The sequence below is a fragment of the Beggiatoa alba B18LD genome (genome assembly GCF_000245015.1).
Classification (GTDB): Bacteria; Pseudomonadota; Gammaproteobacteria; order Beggiatoales; family Beggiatoaceae; genus Beggiatoa; species Beggiatoa alba.
Window position 1 is genome coordinate 3,198,221 of record NZ_JH600070.1, and the last position, 18,303, is coordinate 3,216,523.

The 18,303-nt window shown below is 40.8% G+C and carries 20 protein-coding genes and 1 other RNA gene; 9 read left to right on the forward strand and 12 right to left on the reverse strand.

Annotated features, from left to right (window positions below):
* Positions 1-21: 21 nt before the first annotated feature.
* The 4 genes from BEGALDRAFT_RS13040 to BEGALDRAFT_RS13055 form a co-directional block, all read right to left on the reverse strand.
* Positions 22-1,959, reverse strand: a complete 1,938-nt coding sequence (locus BEGALDRAFT_RS13040; protein ID WP_002690705.1) for a two-partner secretion domain-containing protein — start codon at positions 1,957-1,959, stop codon at positions 22-24.
* Between the two features lie 271 nt (positions 1,960-2,230).
* Positions 2,231-3,205, reverse strand: a complete 975-nt coding sequence (locus tag BEGALDRAFT_RS13045) for an alpha-E domain-containing protein (protein ID WP_002690706.1) — start codon at positions 3,203-3,205, stop codon at positions 2,231-2,233.
* The gene (locus BEGALDRAFT_RS13050) at positions 3,206-4,660 is read right to left on the reverse strand and encodes a circularly permuted type 2 ATP-grasp protein (RefSeq protein WP_002690707.1); all 1,455 of its coding nucleotides are present in this window, start codon (positions 4,658-4,660) and stop codon (positions 3,206-3,208) included.
* Positions 4,661-4,737: 77 nt separating this feature from the next.
* Positions 4,738-5,628: a transglutaminase family protein gene (locus BEGALDRAFT_RS13055; RefSeq protein ID WP_002690709.1), complete on the reverse strand. Its 891-nt coding sequence runs from the start codon at positions 5,626-5,628 to the stop codon at positions 4,738-4,740.
* A gap of 261 nt (positions 5,629-5,889) precedes the next feature.
* On the opposite strand from BEGALDRAFT_RS13055, the gene BEGALDRAFT_RS13060 reads away from it, so the two are divergent.
* The 5 genes from BEGALDRAFT_RS13060 (at position 5,890) to ssrS (ending at position 8,245) form a co-directional block, all read left to right on the forward strand.
* On the forward strand, positions 5,890-6,207 hold the full coding sequence (locus BEGALDRAFT_RS13060) for an EF-hand domain-containing protein (RefSeq protein WP_002690711.1): 318 nt from the start codon (positions 5,890-5,892) through the stop codon (positions 6,205-6,207).
* A 374-nt stretch (positions 6,208-6,581) separates the two neighbouring features.
* Positions 6,582-7,385 (forward strand): MlaA family lipoprotein, encoded by an 804-nt coding sequence (locus tag BEGALDRAFT_RS13065; protein ID WP_002690713.1) that lies wholly within the window; start codon positions 6,582-6,584, stop codon positions 7,383-7,385.
* Between the two features lie 88 nt (positions 7,386-7,473).
* Positions 7,474-7,683 carry a TIGR02449 family protein gene (locus tag BEGALDRAFT_RS13070; protein WP_002690715.1) on the forward strand — a complete coding sequence of 70 codons (210 nt, stop codon included), beginning with the start codon at positions 7,474-7,476 and terminating at the stop codon, positions 7,681-7,683.
* Positions 7,680-7,994 carry a cell division protein ZapA gene (locus tag BEGALDRAFT_RS13075; protein ID WP_002690716.1) on the forward strand — a complete coding sequence of 105 codons (315 nt, stop codon included), beginning with the start codon at positions 7,680-7,682 and terminating at the stop codon, positions 7,992-7,994. The genes BEGALDRAFT_RS13070 and BEGALDRAFT_RS13075 overlap by 4 nt, the downstream gene beginning before the upstream one ends.
* 71 nt (positions 7,995-8,065) lie before the next feature.
* Positions 8,066-8,245, forward strand: a non-coding RNA gene (gene ssrS, locus BEGALDRAFT_RS18955) — 6S RNA.
* Between the two features lie 102 nt (positions 8,246-8,347).
* Here the strand turns inward: ssrS and BEGALDRAFT_RS13080 are convergent.
* On the reverse strand, positions 8,348-8,692 hold the full coding sequence (locus BEGALDRAFT_RS13080) for an FKBP-type peptidyl-prolyl cis-trans isomerase (protein WP_002690717.1): 345 nt from the start codon (positions 8,690-8,692) through the stop codon (positions 8,348-8,350).
* Positions 8,693-9,295: 603 nt separating this feature from the next.
* Here BEGALDRAFT_RS13080 and glnK point away from each other — a divergent pair.
* The 3 genes from glnK (at position 9,296) to BEGALDRAFT_RS13095 (ending at position 12,512) form a co-directional block, all read left to right on the forward strand.
* Positions 9,296-9,634 carry a P-II family nitrogen regulator gene (glnK, locus tag BEGALDRAFT_RS13085; protein WP_002690718.1) on the forward strand — a complete coding sequence of 113 codons (339 nt, stop codon included), beginning with the start codon at positions 9,296-9,298 and terminating at the stop codon, positions 9,632-9,634.
* 46 nt (positions 9,635-9,680) lie between these two features.
* Positions 9,681-10,964, forward strand: coding sequence for an ammonium transporter (locus BEGALDRAFT_RS13090; RefSeq protein ID WP_002690720.1), 1,284 nt, complete (start codon positions 9,681-9,683; stop codon positions 10,962-10,964).
* An 87-nt stretch (positions 10,965-11,051) separates the two neighbouring features.
* Positions 11,052-12,512, forward strand: a complete 1,461-nt coding sequence (locus BEGALDRAFT_RS13095; protein ID WP_002690721.1) for an ammonium transporter — start codon at positions 11,052-11,054, stop codon at positions 12,510-12,512.
* Between the two features lie 79 nt (positions 12,513-12,591).
* Here BEGALDRAFT_RS13095 and BEGALDRAFT_RS13100 read toward each other — a convergent pair whose 3' ends face one another.
* The 4 genes from BEGALDRAFT_RS13100 to trxA all read right to left on the reverse strand — a co-directional run bounded on the left by BEGALDRAFT_RS13100 (position 12,592) and on the right by trxA (position 15,553).
* Positions 12,592-13,671 (reverse strand): hypothetical protein, encoded by a 1,080-nt coding sequence (locus tag BEGALDRAFT_RS13100; protein ID WP_002690722.1) that lies wholly within the window; start codon positions 13,669-13,671, stop codon positions 12,592-12,594.
* Positions 13,622-14,713 carry a type II secretion system minor pseudopilin gene (locus tag BEGALDRAFT_RS13105; protein WP_002690723.1) on the reverse strand — a complete coding sequence of 364 codons (1,092 nt, stop codon included), beginning with the start codon at positions 14,711-14,713 and terminating at the stop codon, positions 13,622-13,624. The genes BEGALDRAFT_RS13100 and BEGALDRAFT_RS13105 overlap by 50 nt, the downstream gene beginning before the upstream one ends.
* Before the next feature lie 21 nt (positions 14,714-14,734).
* A complete protein-coding gene (locus BEGALDRAFT_RS13110) occupies positions 14,735-15,112 on the reverse strand; it encodes a hypothetical protein (protein WP_002690724.1) in 378 nt (125 codons plus the stop codon).
* A 75-nt stretch (positions 15,113-15,187) separates the two neighbouring features.
* Entirely contained in the window at positions 15,188-15,553 is a 366-nt protein-coding gene (gene trxA, locus BEGALDRAFT_RS13115; RefSeq protein ID WP_002690725.1) for a thioredoxin, read from the reverse strand.
* Between the two features lie 36 nt (positions 15,554-15,589).
* Here trxA and gspJ point away from each other — a divergent pair, with 36 nt between their 5' ends.
* Positions 15,590-16,276, forward strand: coding sequence for a type II secretion system minor pseudopilin GspJ (gene gspJ, locus BEGALDRAFT_RS13120; protein ID WP_002690726.1), 687 nt, complete (start codon positions 15,590-15,592; stop codon positions 16,274-16,276).
* Between the two features lie 213 nt (positions 16,277-16,489).
* Here the strand turns inward: gspJ and BEGALDRAFT_RS13125 are convergent, their stop codons facing one another.
* From BEGALDRAFT_RS13125 to BEGALDRAFT_RS13130, 3 genes are read right to left on the reverse strand one after another with little or no spacing between them, the layout of a single operon-like run.
* Positions 16,490-17,674, reverse strand: a complete 1,185-nt coding sequence (locus tag BEGALDRAFT_RS13125) for a GTPase family protein (protein ID WP_002690728.1) — start codon at positions 17,672-17,674, stop codon at positions 16,490-16,492.
* Between the two features lie 25 nt (positions 17,675-17,699).
* Positions 17,700-17,870 carry a hypothetical protein gene (locus tag BEGALDRAFT_RS19235; protein WP_002690730.1) on the reverse strand — a complete coding sequence of 57 codons (171 nt, stop codon included), beginning with the start codon at positions 17,868-17,870 and terminating at the stop codon, positions 17,700-17,702.
* A 6-nt stretch (positions 17,871-17,876) separates the two neighbouring features.
* On the reverse strand, positions 17,877-18,212 hold the full coding sequence (locus tag BEGALDRAFT_RS13130) for a hypothetical protein (RefSeq protein WP_002690732.1): 336 nt from the start codon (positions 18,210-18,212) through the stop codon (positions 17,877-17,879).
* Positions 18,213-18,303: the final 91 nt, after the last annotated feature.

Below are 18,303 nucleotides of genomic sequence, written 5' to 3' on the forward strand. Positions count from 1 at the left end.
ATTTAGCTTTCTTCCTCTTAATCAGTATGGTGATTGTAGAAAAAGTGGGAAATAACTTTGTAAATCTTCAGGAGCATTGGGTAAACCACCGCGTCCGATTAATACAAAACTACTCACTTGGTCATCTGAGCGTGCAGCACAACGTTGTTGAATCAAGTTGACTGCGTCTAAAAAATTAACGGGTAAGGCAGTCATATTAACAGTCGGAATATCAATTTGAATCCGTCCGTCCGCGCCTGTTTCTGAGCTGGCAGTGATTTCACTACCTAACGCGCTCAAAGGTAAATCGGTAATGATTAAAATTGACCCGCCATTACCTTCTTTTGCATTCGCAATGATTTTACTATCAGTTAAACGAAACAAATGCGGGTTGGAAATGGCAATATTACCGCCGTTGCCTGTGCCACCACTGACAGTGGTACTCACCTCGCCCGTGTTAATATCTAAGCTTTTTCGAACATTAAGAATAATATTCCCGCCATTTGCTTGCGTTGCTTTACTGGAAATAAAGGCATTTTGTAGGCTCAATTCGGCGGTATTAATAGTAATTGCGCCTGCATTCCCTGTTCCACGGCTATCTGCTGAGATTGAAGTATTGCTATCTAACTGTAAGCGGTCAGTGATATTAAGAGTGATATTCCCCCCTTGCCCTGAACCTAACGTGCTGTTATCAATGCGAGTATTATTGCCATTTAAAGTTAAATTACGTGCATTGACAATAATTCGACCTGCATTACCTGCCACGCCTTCTGTTTGTTCTGAACGGGCTTGAACGCTACTGGTCGGCAGTAATAGACCGCCAACAGTGGTTAAATTAAAATTTTTAGCAATGTTTAGGGTAATATCCCCGCCTTGTCCTGCCCCGTAAGTTGTTGTACTAATAGTACTATTAGTCATGTCTAAGCAATCTGCCCATAAGCTAATATCTCCTGCATTCCCTGCCTGCGCTTCGGTGCTTCGTGCGGTTGTGAAAATATTGCTATTTGACAAGGTTGCTTGTTGTCGAACTTGAATAGAGACATCGCCCCCATTCGCTGAACCTAAGGTACGACTATCGATATTAGCGTTATTCATGGTCAATGTATTAGTCTCAATCGAAACAATACCGCCATCATGTTCCATGACATTAGCGATAATATCGCTATTGGTTAATTCAAATTGTTCTGCACGAATATAAATACTGCCACCGCCTTCTATTCCAACATCGATAACGGAGTTATTGGTTAAACGAATTGTACCTGCTTGTATCAATTCATCAGCGGTGGGAATGAGCTGATTATTAAAAGCAATCGCTTGTAGTTTTACCGTCCCTGATGGTGCAGAAATTTGCGCGCCATTGAGATTAATTGCATTAGCTGATAATGACAAAGTATGTTCAATATCGGTATCTAATAGACTATTTTGTAAATCAATTGCGGCAGGCTGTGGGCTAAAAAAACCAAATTCGCTGGGGGCAGCACTGGCAAGAATGCTGGGCTGGTCTAATGTGCTGTAAAAAACGCCTTTATCGCCTAAATACAATTCGCTGGCTGTTGTAATCACAACATCGCCTGTTGTGTTTAAAACGGCGTTAGGACCAAAAATAAAACCGCTACTGTTGATTAAATATAAGTTTGCATCAGGAATGCTGTTGTAAATCGTGCCATCAATAGAAGAACGTTCTCCCCCAGTGATGCGAGCAATCACATTATTGGTATTGTTACTGCCTGTAAAACGGACACTTTCTTCTTTATTTAAATTAAAGACTGAAAAACTATGAAATAAATTGCTTCCAACTTGTTTACCCATATCGGCAGATACTTCCATTTCTGTACCTGTTAACGTGTCAGTACGTCCTAAAGACCCATCTAAGATAATTTCGGCATTGCTAGGTGTAGTGAATAACAATAGAAGTAAAAAAGTTGCAGGAAAATAATGCATTATAAGTGCAACGATGCGGCTTTTATTGGATAAAGTCATGGGGTGTATTGCTATCGTAGGGGCAGCAAATACGATAACTTTTTTGAATCGTTGAAAAATAAATGACATGCATGTTAGTGAGTGTTTACAGTTATCGTCAAATTGACGCGGGGGATATGCTGCAAAAATGATTCCCTATCGTTTATATTCATCTATACCGTTGAATTATAAACAGGGTTAAAGCCTATTTTGCAAAGGCAATAAGATAGTATTTCAATAGGAAAACTGGTCATTACTCAAGAATGACCAGTATTTGAGTTATAGATAACGATTAAGCAACTTGGCTTTGTGTTTGTCCTATGCTGGGAGTCACACCAAAATAAGTGGTAGAGATTTGGTCATGCACACCAGCTAAACCAATTTGCAACTCATCAATAAATTCATGCAAGCCTGAGTGTGCAAGGGTATAGACATCAGCAGATTGGACTTGGCGTTGTAAACGGGCAAGAGTACGTAAGGGCATGTCGTTTTTGGGTAAATTCGTCAGATAACTTTCTACCATGCGTAGGCAGTAGCGCACAGCACGGGGGAATTGTTCATCTTGTAACAGGAATTTCAGCACGTCTGAACCTTTTACGCCTAAACGAATGTGTTGGCGATACATTTGATAAGCTGTCAGTGATTTTAATACGCTAACCCATTGAATATTTTGAAAGGGAGTGAGGCTTAAATTTGCGTCGTCGCCTTGTTTGGGGAGTAAATTTGCCGCCCGCACGTCTAAAATACGGGTAGTCATATCTGCCCGCTCTAAATATAAGCCTGTGCGTAAAAAGCTATAGGCTGCGCCTCGGCTCATAGTGCCTGTGGTTAATCCTGTCAGGAGTTGACAGCCTGTAATCACTTCTTTCAGTACTTCAAAGCGGTTATTTTTGGTAAGCCCTTTTTCTACCCGTGTTTTTACCAATAAGTAGAGGTTGTTCAAATGTTCCCATAAGTCATTTGGGACTATATCGCGTGTGGTGCGCATGTTTTCACGGGCAAAGCTTAAACTACTTAAAATCGAGCTGGGGTTATTGATGTCGCTGATTAAGAACTTGCTAACATTGCGTTCATTGGCTTCTTTGTATTGTTCATAAAACAGGCTTTCGCTGCCTGTGATGGTTAAAAGCGGTTGCCAGCCTGTGGTTAGGCTTTTGGGTAAATCGAGCAATAAATTGCTGGTGACAATCACTAAGCGTGCTGTATCTTCAACTCGTTCAATGTAACGCCCTGACCAGTAAACCGTATTTGCAACTCTGGATAACATTTATTTACCCTCCATATCAACAATCCAAGTATCTTTACTCCCGCCCCCTTGTGAAGAGTTCACAACCAACGACCCTTTGCGTAAAGCAACCCGTGTGAGTCCGCCTGTGGTGACATAGGTCGTATTGCTGGAGAGTATAAACGGGCGCAGGTCAACGTGGCGCGGTTCAATTTGGTTATCACCGCATAATGTCGGCGTGGTGGATAAACTCAGCGCGGGTTGTGCGATGTAATTGCGGGGGTCTTTTTTCACATATTCGGCAAATTGTTTGCGTTCTTTTGCGGTGGAGTGAGGGCCAACCAACATGCCATAGCCACCTGATTCATTAGCAGGTTTAACAACGAGCTTTTCTAAGTTGGCAAGAACGTAGTTGAGTTGTTTGCTTTCCATACAGCGGTAGGTTTCAACATTGGGAATAATTGGGTCTTCATCTAAGTAGTATTTGATGATGTCAGGAACGTAAGAGTAAACCACTTTGTCATCAGCTACGCCTGCACCTGGTGCGTTTGCTAAGGCAACATTGCCTTTTTTCCATGCACGCAGGAGTCCTTTAACGCCTAAAATCGAGTCGGGGTTAAAGGCTTCTGGGTCTAAGAATACGTCATCAATGCGACGGTAAATAACGTCAACCCGTTTTAAGCCTTCGATATTGCGCATATAAACACAGTCATCATCACCGACGACTAAGTCAGTGCCTTCTACTAATTCCGCGCCCATATTTTGTGCTAAATAGGCGTGTTCAAAATAGGCAGAGTTATAAATACCAGGGGTTAAAACGACGACTTGTGGGTAATCTAACGGGCGCGGAGAAATCGACGCGAGCATGTCGTACAATTTTGAAGGGTAATCGTCAACAGGAAGAATAGTCTGATTTTCAAATAATTCTGGCAATATCCGTTTCATCACAGAGCGATTTTCGAGCATGTAGGAAACGCCTGAAGGAACGCGCAAATTATCTTCTAAAACGTACATTGTGCCGTCTTTGTCGCGGACTAAATCGCTACCACAAATATGCGCCCAAATGTTAAGCGGTGGGGTAACACCAACACATTGTTCACGAAAATTTTTAGAATTTTTTAATAATTCAGCAGGAAAGCGTTTATCTTTGATGATTTTTTGCTTGTGATATAAATCATCAATAAACATATTTAAGGCAGTAACCCGTTGTTTTAATCCTGCTTCGGTTTTATCCCATTCTTGTTTAGGAATAATGCGCGGAATCAGGTCAAATGGCCATGCACGGTCTATGGTTGTACCTTCAAAATAAACGGTAAAGGTAATGCCCATGACGATAATAGCTAATTCGCCCGCATTTTTACGCTCTTTAATATCGTCTTCCGTTAGGCTACTTAAATATTTACAGAGCTCAGCGGCGGCGTGGCGCGGTATTCCCTTATGATCAATTAACTCATCATAAAAATGTTGAGTTTGATAAGTACTCCAGTTAATCGACATTGTATTTATCTCCTGTCATGTTGCGTAGTTTTACCTACCTCAACCTTGCCCTGTGATTGATTGTGTTTACTTTAAAACTACGCGTCTATTCTTTCTACATCTACCGCGACGGTTAACATATGATCACCTCCACCAAAAATAACCCCTTTTAAAGGCGTTACATCACTATAATCACGTCCCCAAGCAGTTGTTATGTGCTGATTCATTGGAATTTGGTTATTGGTGGGGTCAAAATCTATCCACCCTAATTCGGGCACATAAACGGCAAGCCAAGCGTGAGAGGCATCACTGCCTTGTAGTTTTACCTGTCCAGTCGGTGGTAAGGTTTCTAAATAACCACTGACATAACGCGCAGCTAATCCTAAGGCGCGTAAACAACCTATCATTAAGTGCGCAAAATCCTGACAAACCCCCCGTTTATGTTCTAAAACATCTAAAACGGGAGTCACAATAGTGGTAAAACTTGGGTCATATTTAAATTCTGTAAATATCCGTTGCATCAAGTCTAAACTGGCTTCTAATATCGGACGATTCGGAGTAAAAGAGACTTCTGCAAAAGTCTTTAATTGGGGATGAAACGGAATAAAGGGCGAATCGAGCAGATATTCGCGGGCTTCTATCATCGCTGTTTGTAATTGCTGACGGTCTTGCAATGAATGACGCACAGACTCCCATGAGGGCGAACTTTTAATTGCCGCAGGCGTTAAAGGTAATTGATTAATATCCACTTCGCTAATAGCCGTCACTGTCAATACTTTGTGCGGTGATTGAATGGCAAAATAACTAACTGAATTACCAAAATAATCAACATGTTCATATTGAATAGCAGGTATTGGTTTGACAGATAACTTGCTTTTTAGACAGGTTTGATAAAGGGAACTGCGTGGAGAAAGATGGGCTTCGTTATGACATAAAGACACAGGTGCATTGTAGCTATAAAGTGTTTTATGCGTGACGCGATACTTCATTGACGATTCCTTGCAAAACGGCGAAAGCGTGTATATACGGAGAATATTACCTGAAGCCTTACTAACTTTGAATGTGCTTTTTTGAATAAAGTAAATCTGTTCGTTGCCATCGTAATGAGCACAGGTTTTTTACGGATGATGAATGAAGGTTAAAAAATTTTTGTAGATGCAACGGTTTTTATAACAGCGGTTCGTATAAATCAATACAACATACCTGAATCAAGGTATTTTCTATACAACTTTTCTTATTGAGGAATTATTATGAAACGCGCTCTGTTATCTACCGTTGCTTTATTCGCCGTATTAACCACAAATGTTGTGATGGCTGAAGGTCGTACTCCTCCCTCTCCCGAAAAAATCAAGGAGATGAAAACAGAGATGTTCAAAAAAATTGATACTAACAGCGATGGTGCTATCTCTAAAGAAGAACTAGCCGCTGCCCCCGTACCGAAACATGCGGATGAGCAAAAGGCGGAAAAACGTCGCGAAATGGCATTTGAAAAAATCGATGCCAACAACGACGGTTCCATCTCTCTGGAAGAGTTCTTAGCTGTAGAACGCCCTAGAAAAATGCAATAATGCTTATTTGAAGGCATGTTCTCGCTTTAGGTAAAATAAAAAGAGTTCAAGATTCCATACTTGAACTCTTTTTTTATGCGTGAAGTAAGGTTTTTCTCAAGCATATTTTTTGCGTGAACATTTGTTGCAATTACGGCAACTATAGTGTTACTAATTTATGAGATTAGTAATAATCTGTTTTTACAGTTAATTTTTAAACAGAAATTCACAGAATTGAATGTGACGTATTTAAAATTAATAGCGGGGCATTTAAAAATTAAAAATCAGTCGTAGAATAAACAACTGTCTACATGATTGAACATTAATAAGCAATACTTTATGCTTTTTACATGAAAAACGTTTTCTAATATTACTTTCCCAACTGTACCGATTTTATGCTAACTGCTCACATCCGCCCCCTTTCCTGTCTTATTACATTCGCTGCCGTATCAAGTCTTTCAGGTTGTGCAACTGTTACTGCTGACAATGTCGACCCTTATGAACCAATAAATCGTAAGATTTACGCATTTAATGAAGCCATTGATGATGCGGTTTTACGACCTGTAGCAATGACCTATAAGGAAATTACGCCACGCCCTATTAACGAAGGAGTTTCTAATATATTTAGCAATGTTGGCGATGTTGTAGTAGTTGTGAATGATTTATTGCAGTTCAAAGGAAAACAAGCCGCATCAGACTCAATGCGTTTATTATTTAATTCTACTATTGGCATTTTTGGTATTTTAGATGTGGGTACAGCCTTCGGTTTTCCTAAACATTATGAAGATTTTGGACAAACATTAGGTTATTGGGGCGTTGGTAGCGGTTCTTATATTGTGTTGCCTTTTTTTGGACCTAGCTCAACTCGAGATACGGTAGGCTGGGCGGGTGATTTAGCCCTAGACCCACGTTGGTATATTGGTGAAGGTGAACGTACTCGTAATTTTATTGCGGTTACTAATGTTGTTAGTGCTGTTGATAAACGGGCGGATTTAATTGGGGTAGAAAAAGTACTCGACCAAGGCGCGTTAGACCAATATACCTATGTTCGCAATGCCTACTTACAGCGTCGTGAATTCCTCGTTTATGATGGCAATCCACCTAAAAAAGAATCCTCTGAGGAATTAGATGATTTGTTCAGTGATATAGAAGATAATAAGGACAAGCCCAAAGCCAGCACTCAGCCCGCCACTAAATAAGTGCATCACTGAGTTGCAATGCCTGTTTTTTAGCCTATTCAATCCTTGTGGATTTCCCTTAGAAAAAATCATAAGAAGCTAGAAACCAATGGAAAATGCTGAACTACGATTACTTGAAACCCGTCTTGATGAGTTGCTAACAGTTTGCGCACAATTAGCAAATGAAAATCAGCAGTTGCGACAAACACAGGAGCAATTATTGATTGAGCGCGATATTTTAATTGAAAAAAACCAGTTAGCCCGTAACCGTGTTGAAGCCATGATTGAACGTTTAAAAACGTTGGAATTAAATGTATGACTGTACACAGTGGTAAAACAATTCCTGTTAATTTACATATTCTCGATAAGGATTATGTGATTGCTTGCCCTGAAGAAGAACGAGAAACGCTCCTTGCCTCTGCGGATTATCTGAATAAAAAAGTGAAGGAAGTACGGGATGGTGGCAAAATAGTTAGCACTGAACGTATTGTTGTTGTGAGTGCGCTGAACATCATTCATGAATATTTTCGGTATAAACAAAATCATGAAATTGAGAGTAGCTCATTGAAAGATAAGGTGGTTTCTTTGCAGTCAAAAATTGAGCTTGCCTTACAAGAAATAAAGCGGTAGTCTTAAATCAAGTCTTTTCTTTATTGTGTTAGAAAAGCAAAGTTAGTCACGTAAATAACGGTTTCGGCATCCCCTGCTTAGGTTGTGAAAGCTTGTAATACTCTTGAACCTATAATTTTGCATCTCGGGAATAAAGAGTTACTGATTTTGTTGTGCATGCCCACCTTGAAGTGGGAAGTCTGATAAATCGCTCGATATACCCACTTGAACCACACGGTTCAGAGATGTCGCCGTAACAAACTGGGTAGGTGGGTGCTTTTAGCCCCACAAGATAATGAGACCATAGCCTTTATCTTTTCATTGCCTTAAATAAAGGCGCAGTCAAATCCACGCCTTTTCTTATCTTTAACTGGTTATAAAATAGCCAGCAATTCAACTTCAAATATTAATGTTGCATTTGGCGGAATTACGCCACCCGCACCCCGTGCGCCATAGCCTAATTGTGGTGGAATGGTTAGTTTACGAGTTCCCCCGATTTTCATACCTTGCACTCCTTCATCCCAACCAGCAATAACATGTCTCCCTCCTAAGATGAATTGAAAGGGTTCATTTCGTTTTTTGCTGGAATCAAATAATTGTCCATTGGTTAGCCAACCCGTGTAGTGGACAGAGACTTTTTTGCCCGCAATGGCTTCAGCACCAGTACCAACGATTGTATCTTCGTAAATTAAACCACTATTTGTTGTAATTTCAGCCATCTTTTATCCTCGCCTCAAGGCTAATAGTAAGGGAAAATAATAAGTACAACACAAACAGATGAACTGATGCAACTTTCAAGATTTTTCTTGATGTATTTATTTGATAGGGGCATAAATACGCCATAGAATAGAGGGGAATTAACTGATAGAGAATTAGGGTTATTCTTCGAGTCCAGATTTTTCTTGCCTTATAATTAAGCCATTTCAAACTTTATACGCACTATTATGGTGCATCAAATAAATTATCCTTTCCTAATTAAGTGAATATCTATAAATAGCAGGTTGATTTTTATATAAAAAAAAGCGTGGCATAATTATTGTAAATGGGTAAACGCTACAAAATAACCTGCTTAGTTTTGAATCAAATTGGTTAATCGCTCTGGATGGGATTGATTCACCTAATTAGATTTAGCCCACTTTTAGAAACAAGAATTTTTTACTGGCGGTTCGTTCGCTGTTTTATTTATTTCTGCTGTAACATAATACGCACGTTTTTTTGTGTCTTATGGCTACTTAAGTAATGATGTTCGTTCATGTTAGATGAATACATTTTTATGCTAAGGGCTTTTATTTTCATTTATTGACTGTTAGGAGGAAATATCCATGAAGATGGTGACTGCCATTATCAAACCTTTCAAGCTTGACGATGTGCGCGAATCTTTATCTGATATCGGTGTGCAAGGTATTACGGTAACAGAAGTTAAAGGATTCGGCAGACAAAAAGGTCATACTGAATTATATCGCGGTGCTGAATATGTTGTTGATTTTCTGCCTAAAGTAAAAATTGAGGCTGCTATCCAAGACGATTTAGTAGAGCAGGTTATTGATGCAATTACAAAAGCTGCAAATACTGGCAAGATTGGTGATGGGAAAATTTTTGTTTTCGATTTAGAGCAAGCTATTCGTATTCGTACAGGCGAAACAGGAAGCGACGCACTGTAATTCTTAATAAATCCCTTTTCTATTTAAATCTATAGGGAGTTTCACAATGCCTTTAGATGTCGCAAGTGCCACTATCGAAACTCGATATGCACTGGATACTTTTTATTTATTATTGACAGGCGTACTTGTGATGTTTATGGCGGCAGGCTTTGCAATGTTAGAGTCTGGCTTAGTTCGCGCCAAAAACACAGCTGAAATCCTGACAAAAAATATTACGTTATATGCAATCGCTTGCATTATGTACATGCTAGTGGGTTACAACCTCATGTATCCTAGCGGTGAGGGGATTATTGCAGGTATTATTCCGCATTTAAGTTTTATGCTAGGCAGTGAGCAAACAGCCGAGAGTGTGTTAAATGGGACTGCTAGCAAAGGCTATGCATTAAGAGCGGATTTCTTTTTCCAAGTTGTCTTTGTTGCAACTGCGATGTCTGTCGTTTCTGGTGCTGTCGCGGAGCGCATGAAATTATGGGCGTTTTTGCTATTTGCAATTGTTATGACAGCGTTCATTTATCCCATTCAAGGCTATTGGAAATGGGGGGCAGGTTGGTTAGATGCTATTCCTTTCTTAAATGGCGCGTCTTTTAAAGATTTCGCAGGTTCAGGTATTGTCCATTTATGTGGTGCAACGGCTGCTTTAGCAGGGGTTTTATTACTGGGTGCACGTAAAGGCAAATATGGTTCTAACGGACAAGTCAACCCTATGCCAGGGGCAAATTTACCCTTAGCCACTTTAGGAACGATGATTTTATGGTTTGGTTGGTTTGGGTTTAATGGTGGTTCTCAATTAAAGCTCAGTACTATCAATGATGCTAATGCAATTGCGTCAGTCATTGTGAATACCAACATGGCAGCGGCAGGGGGATTAGTCGCAGCAACATTAGTGTCGCGTATTCTCTTCGGTAAAGCGGATTTAACCATGATACTCAATGGTGCATTAGCTGGTTTAGTTGCCATTACCGCAGAACCTTCTACGCCAACCCCTTCTTTTGCAGTGATGATTGGGGCTGTTGGTGGTGTGTTGGTAATATTTTCTATTGTCACTTTGGATAAGATGCGGATTGATGATCCTGTTGGTGCTATTTCTGTGCATGGTGTCGCAGGGATTTGGGGGTTATTAGCTGTTCCTATTACCAATACAGCGGCTAAATTCTCTGCCCAATTTGTCGGTATTATTGCTATTTTCTCTTGGGTATTTATTACTAGCTTTATTGTCTGGTTTATCTTAAAGCTCACGATTGGTATTCGCATGTCAGAAGAGGAAGAATATGAAGGCGCGGATATTTCAGAGTGTGGTTTAGAAGCTTATCCAGAGTTTATGCATAAGTAATTCTTTATTAAGAGGACATGTGATGTTCTCTTAAACAAATTTAATGTAAGTTTGTTTTGACCTTTGTTTTTCATGGAGATTTCTTGAATGAAAAAAGCGTTATTACACTTTTCAAGCATATTACTGCTTGTATTAAGTCAAGTGGCGTTAGCGGATGAGCCACCCGCAGCCCCTGCTCCTGCTACAACCCCTAGTACAGAAGCGACAGCTCCTGCAACTGCGACAGATACAACAAATGCCGCAAATCCTGCCCCTGTTTCTGCACCAGCTGAGACAACGGCTGCCGCACCTGTCGCCGCAGAAGAAGCACCGAAACCAACCGTTGATAAAAGTGACATTGCGTGGATTATGATTTCTACCGCGTTAGTGTTGTTAATGACCCCTGGGTTAGCACTGTTTTATGGTGGTTTAGTGCGGGCTAAAAATGCGTTAAATATGTTTATGAAAGTGTTTGTATCCATGGGTTTAATCTCTGTTTTATGGGTTGTTATTGGCTATAGTATCGCTTTCCAGCCGAATAACCCGTATTTTGGTGGAATAGATTGGTTGCTGTTAAATGGTGTTGGTTTAACCCCGCATGATTTTTACGCGACTACTTTACCGCATCAATTATTTATGGTTTTCCAAATGATGTTTGCCATTATTACTGTTGCCCTGATTGCAGGCGCGGTGGCAGAACGGATGAAGTTTGTTAGCTTTGTCATTTTTATGGGGATTTGGAGCTTAGTCGTTTACGCACCTTTAGCGCACATGGTTTGGGGTAAAGGCGGTTATTTATTTGATATGGGCGCGTTAGACTTTGCGGGTGGTGCAGTCGTTCATATTTCCTCTGGTTTCTCTGGTTTAATGCTGGCTATTTTATTAGGCAAACGGAAAATTGGTTCTCATGAAGATGTCCGTCCACATAATTTACCCTTTACGTTAGTGGGGGCGGGTTTATTGTGGTTTGGTTGGTTTGGTTTTAACGCAGGTTCTGCGGTTGCTTCTAATGAATTAGCGGTGAGTGCTTTTGTGGTGACACAAATTGCTTGTGGTACAGCGGCATTAACTTGGTTAGTGCTTGAGTCTTTATTCTATGGCAAACCAACGGCTTTAGGTTTTGCATCTGGCGCGGTTGCGGGGCTTGTCGCAATTACGCCTGCAGCAGGTTTTGTCAATGTTACAGGGGCTTTAATTTTAGGGGCGACCGTTCCGCTAGTTTGTTTAATTGCTATTCGCTTAAAACATAAATTAGGCTATGATGATACTTTAGATGCTTTTGGTATTCATGGGGTTGGTGGTGTTTGGGGCGCGATTTTAACAGGCGTGTTAGCTGACCCAGCTATTAATTCTTTAGGTAAAGGGCTGATGTATGGTGGTGAAATGAGCGTGTTGACCACTCAATTCATCAGCGTTGGTATTGCGATTGGTATGGCATTAGTCGGTACATTCTTAATTGCTTTTATTCTCAAACTCACTATTGGCTTACGGGTTGATGATGAATCTGAGCAAAGTGGTTTAGATGTGAAATTACACGGTGAAATGGCTTATTCTAATGGTGCAAACTAATCGTTAAAACGATTTCAAGTTAGTTAGTCAATCTGACCTGTCAAGTATCATGCTTGGCAGGTTTTTTTTTGGGGAAAATTTATGGGTTTGTTTTCCTTTCTTCTGGAACGGGAGCAACTGTTGAGGCTGGTATAGCTTCAATTTGTGTATTAATGACTAATTGATTTGCAGTTCGTCCTGCTTCGGTTTGCACTTCATGAAAATTCGGCAAGGCTTGAAAGGCTTCTACATAAAAACGAGGGTCTATAGCGGTTGCTTCAATCGTAAATTTTAAACGACCTGTTTGATAAGACCAGTCAACTAATTTGACTTTTTGTGGCAGTGTTTCGGCAACTTGAGCCATTAACGTCAATTGAGACGGTTGTTTATTCAACGCTAATAATTGGGTTAAGCGTTGTTGGTCTGCTAATGTTGCGGTACGGGCTTCTAAAATGGGGCTGGCTTGTCCCATCAATGTATCTATTTCAGTTTTTAATGTTGTTAGCCCTTGTTGCCATCGCCAAATATTAACCCCTTGCCAGCTTATTAATCCGATAAATAATCCGCCTGCTAATACAAACCAGACGCGCTCTTGACGTAGTAATGTGCTAGAAAAAAGTTGATGGGTTTTTGCCCATGTTTTTTCGAGTAAAGGGGGGTTTTCTACGGTGGGGATTTGATGGCTGAGTGGTAAGGCATGGGCACGTTGGAAACGTTGCCATTCTAATAAGGTGGGGGGATTTGACCACCAACGACTTCCTATTAAAATGCCATTTTGCCAGACCTGTCCTTCAACCCCTGTTAGACAAGCCAATAAGCGTGCCCCTTCGGTTTTAGGACGGGCATAGAGGACTGATTCAGGTAGGGTAATACTGGGTTTAACGGCTTGTTGTGTTAATGCTTCTTGATAAGGGGCTTGTTCCCACACCCACACTTGCGCATATGTTCCTTGCCATGTGATAAAGCATTGATATTGGCTGAAAGGACTCCATTGGCGGATTTTTAGTGTTAAAACGGTTTCCCAACGATGGCTAGGAACATCACTTAAATCAAAAAGGTGATAGTGACATAAACACCGCCCGATTATCCATTCTCGCCGTCCACTGCTGTTATGGGTTGGGGCAATAATTTCATGATGGGTTTGTAGATAGCGTTGTGGTAAAAAGAGGCGTTTCAACATACTTGGGTTTAGCTTGCTGGTAAGTCTCAAAGAGCGGTAATTCTACGCTATAAAGCACTTGCCACGGCATACTTTTTTCAATCAGTGGATTAAACCAGAAATGAATTTGCCGAATACGCTGGCTTTTTTCATGCCAAATTGTTAAGCGTAAATAGGCACTGGCAAAATAGACCATTTCTTCTTCCCCCATTGGTAAAATAACCCCTGTTAAACGGCTAATGAGTTCGAGAGAGGTCAAGGGTTGTTCTATTCGTGCCGCAATCACACGTTGAGCAGCCTCAGCATTGAGTCCATAGACAGATTGTAAGACTAATGAAGGTGCAGTATTGATATTCGGATAACCACTGGTTGCGATAGACGTATTTTGTTCCCAGATGCCAGATTTCCATAAGTGATGTAACTCACGCCAACCTAAAATTTGTTTGACTTGGGAAGGCGTTTGTAGGCGACGATTGGGCGGTGGTGGGAGGTTTTGTTCTTGATATTGATAACTTTCTGCACCGTTAATGCGGTGGTTATCGTCTAAATCAGTGAAGTCTTTTAGTTTATCCAGCAAGGGGTCACGTTGATCGGTTTCAACGCCTAATAGTCCTAAAAAGCGAAAAAAGCTTGCATCAGAAATCCAACCCACATTAAGCAATCCACCTTCATCTTGTAAGGCAAATTTGGCAAGCCCTAAGCCATGATAAACTTGGTCATCTAAGGTTATTTCAGTGTGTGTAATTTCGCTTAGGCTAAAGTCATCTTCGAATAATTGTGTTGTATCGACAGGTGTTTTCGTCTCAACGGGATGCAAGGACGGTACAGTCAGCCCTGCCATATTGAAGGTTTTGGTATTGAGTAAATACAGTAATGTTGCTTGTGTATTTTGTATATCTATTTCGCCCTGTACATTTTCTTGCATGGTCTGTACAAGCGCGATAGTTTGTTGCGTCCAAAGTGCAAATGCACTCGCTGCAAGCGTTGCTATGGCAATTATCCACAAGGTCATGACGAGAATAAAACCACGCTGGCGTTTTACAGGTTGTATAAATATCGTCATGTTTAATCTATTAATACATGATTAATCATCGTCATCTATCTCACTGTCTGCTTTATTAGGCATCAGTGCATTGCGTAAACGCTGTTTAAAGGCTTTCATGGTTGGTTTAGGAATGACTGACTCGGCATGAACCCGTTGCGCGTGAATGATGGTTAATAGTGCCTCATCGTGCTGTTGTCGTGCACTTGCGATAAGTGGGTGTAAACTGCTATCGAGTAATTCGCCTTGTTGGTCTTTAACCACGTCATAAATGGCAGCTAACGCAATTTGTTCCGCTTGTCCCATTTTGCATTTGCTATCTAGTATTTTCAGCATAACGGCTGTAACACAATCAATATCAATAGGAGAAAATGGGGTTGTTTGTGCCCATAATGCGGCAGGATGTGGCGTTATCATCATAAATCGAGCCATGGAAATGTCGTGAGAAGAGATAAACAAGGCGTAGCAGTATTGATACGCCTTGAATGGGATAGATTAAGCCTGTTGCTGTTTGGCAATTTCAGCGCGTACTTTATCCATATCTAAACTTTTTGCTTTTTCTATAACCTCTTGTAGTTGAGTTTTTGGCAACGCGCCTGCTTGTGAAAAAATGATAATTTGATCGCGAAATATCATCAGGGTTGGAATAGAACGAATTTGGAAATGAGCCGCTAAACTTTGTTGCTCTTCTGTATTGACCTTTGCAAAGACAACATCAGGATTTTCTACAGCAACCGCTTCATAAGTGGGTGCAAACGAACGACACGGCGCACACCAAGGAGCCCAAAAGTCGATGAATACAGTGCTGTTCCCTGTTACGACTTGTTCGAAGTTGTCTGCCGTTAATTCAATGACTGCCACGATAATTCCTCTTAAATTTAGGTAAGTAAAGCAAGTATGGGTTTACAACAAGCGTTTATTAATAGACAGCGATTTTTAAGACATCAAGGTTTTTCATTATTAGAGTTATTAATTGCATTAGCGATTTTTGCTGTAATTGCGGTTTTAGCCTATGGAGGATTAACCGTTGTTTTAAATACTCGGGAACAGACAGATTTGCAAGCAGCGCAGTTAGCGCAGTTACAACAAGTATTTAGTTTATTAGCACGCGATGTAGAACAAGTTATCATGCGTCCTATTCGTAATAAATATGGGGATAACGAGCCAGCTTTTACAGGTGAAATAACTCAGTTAGAGTTTACACGGGCAGGTTGGCGGAATCCAACCCAAGCAACACGCAGCACGTTGCAACGTGTCCGTTATTATTGGTCTGAGCAACAGTGGTGGCGTTCATCATGGAATGTGTTAGACCAAGCTCAAGACAGTAAGCCAGAAACAGCCACATTATTATCAAATGTGACGGCTGTGCAGATTCGTTTTTTAGATAGCGAGGCGAGATGGCATGACCAATGGTCATCTGCACTCTCTGCTACACAAACAACGCGACAAACAAATGATGGCACATCCTCTATTGTTGCTTTAAAAGCGATTGAGGTGAGTTTAACCCTCAAAGATTGGGGAAAATTAACTCGTTTGTTTCGAGTCGTTTATCTGCCACAAACTGAGCAATTAGATAGGAATTAACCTGAGTACGGCGATTTTTATAAAATAAAACAGAGACCTGCTAGGTTTTCAAAACCTAGCAGGTCTTTTTTTGTCTGAATCAGAATTCACAGAATTTTCAGAATTAGCAGAATTAAAAAACGTGATTCGCATTAATTTCTTGGTTTAAGGGGTTTAAATTCCGTTAATTCTGATTCATATAACATATTGTTTTTTTAAAAATATCTATTGAATTCATGTTTTATTAGGGTCTTGTTTTTGCAAAAATGGTGTTAATAGATTTTTCCCGCGTTCAAACTCTTGTTGAAACAATTCTTGAAAAATAGCGGTATCTGGTAAATGTCCTTCTTTTACGCGACTAAAGTATAAGGTTAGTGTTTGTCCTAGTGCATAAGTGGTTGCGCCTGTATAAACGGCACTGACTGCAGAGCCATAAACAGGAATAAGTTTTAACAGTTCTCGTCCGCCTAAACGGAGTAAATAGCTGATGCCTAATGTACTGCTTAATTCCATGAGCAATGCGCTATCCATCGGTTGGTGATACAGTGAGGCAATGGCTTGTGCCATTTTAACTTGAATCGCTAATACAACAGGTGTGCCGACCAGAGGAATTGGTATTGCACCTGCTCCCCCTGCAATCAACGCATAAGCAATGGTGTGTTGATGCGCGGCTTCAGCGTGTATGCTAGATAGGTTAGTTTCTTGTTGACCCACTAAATCACGCAGGCTGAAGCAAAGGGCATTTTCTAAGGTTTGCCAGAGTTCGTCGATGCCGTAAAACTCAGGGGTATAACCCTCTTCTGCACGGGTGAAATCAATCGGGACAAAATGTGCTTGTATCTCTGCATTAACAAAAAGTTGGCGTTGATGTGCCAAGGCTCTTGCGAGTTGTTGGGGAATTTTTAATGCTTGCGTATTTTGTGTGTAGGGGTAGGGAAGTATGTGGGGAAAGTCGGGGCTAGGATAACCCTCGTGTAGATGTGTTTGTACAACAATGACTTTCCATGTGGGATGTAGGGCTAAAATGGTTTGTACGGCACGAATCACAGCGGATTGATTTTTATCCATCGCTTTCATCACGACGATGAGGACATGCGCTTGTTGCTGGAATAGTTGCATATCCTCATGGGGGTCGTAATCAACCTCGCCAAGTCCTCGGGTATCTAAAAAGCGAATGAGCGGAAATTCAGAATTTGGAAAGTCGTAGAGTTGTGCGGTTTTTGTGCAGGCTTGAAAACCATTACCAATAACGAGGGCATCTAGTCCTGTTAATGCTCGGATTAGCGAGGTTTTTCCTGCTTGGGTTTTACCCAACAACCAAAAAACGGGGGTTGGTAGTTCAGCTTTGAGCTTTTCAATCTCTTGTTTAATGACGGCTTCATCTATCTTGGGCGATAGTATTGTGTCGAGTAGTCCCATATATCCCCTGCCTTTGTTTGTGTTGTCATTTTTTCAGTAGTTTAAAAAATCCCATTTTATATAAGAGGTAAACAATGCCGATTAGGAGTAGTCCGTAAATAATGACTTTAATGACAAAGCCTATAATCGTCGTAGAAATGACATAAATCAGGTATAAGCCGATAATGCCAAGAACCGCATAAATTGCGTATTGCATGATGGTTCACTTTGTTTCTTTTTGGGCGATAACCGTGGATGAGTATTGAATGAGTTCGTTCGCAATCGCGTCGCGGATGCCGACTTTATCTTCTGTCGAGAGTTGGTAGCGTTTTGCGAGTTTTTCATAGTCAACTTCGGAGAGCGAAACTGTTAAGCGGGGACGTTTAGGTTTTTTAGATTCTAAGCCAATGACCATGCGGATTTGGTCAGAGGGGCTGAGTCCTTGTTTATTGGCTTCTTGGCGAATGACATCGGAAACGGTTTTGCTAAATTCAAAGGCGAGTTGTACCGCCCGCACACTGCGTTCAGATTTTTTCCAGTTATTTGGTAAATCAGTCATAATGCCTAAACTTCCCTACAGTAACAATTAGTTAGTGAAAAAACAAAGGACAAACACAACATGGCTGTTATGTCTGCCCCTTATTTAATCA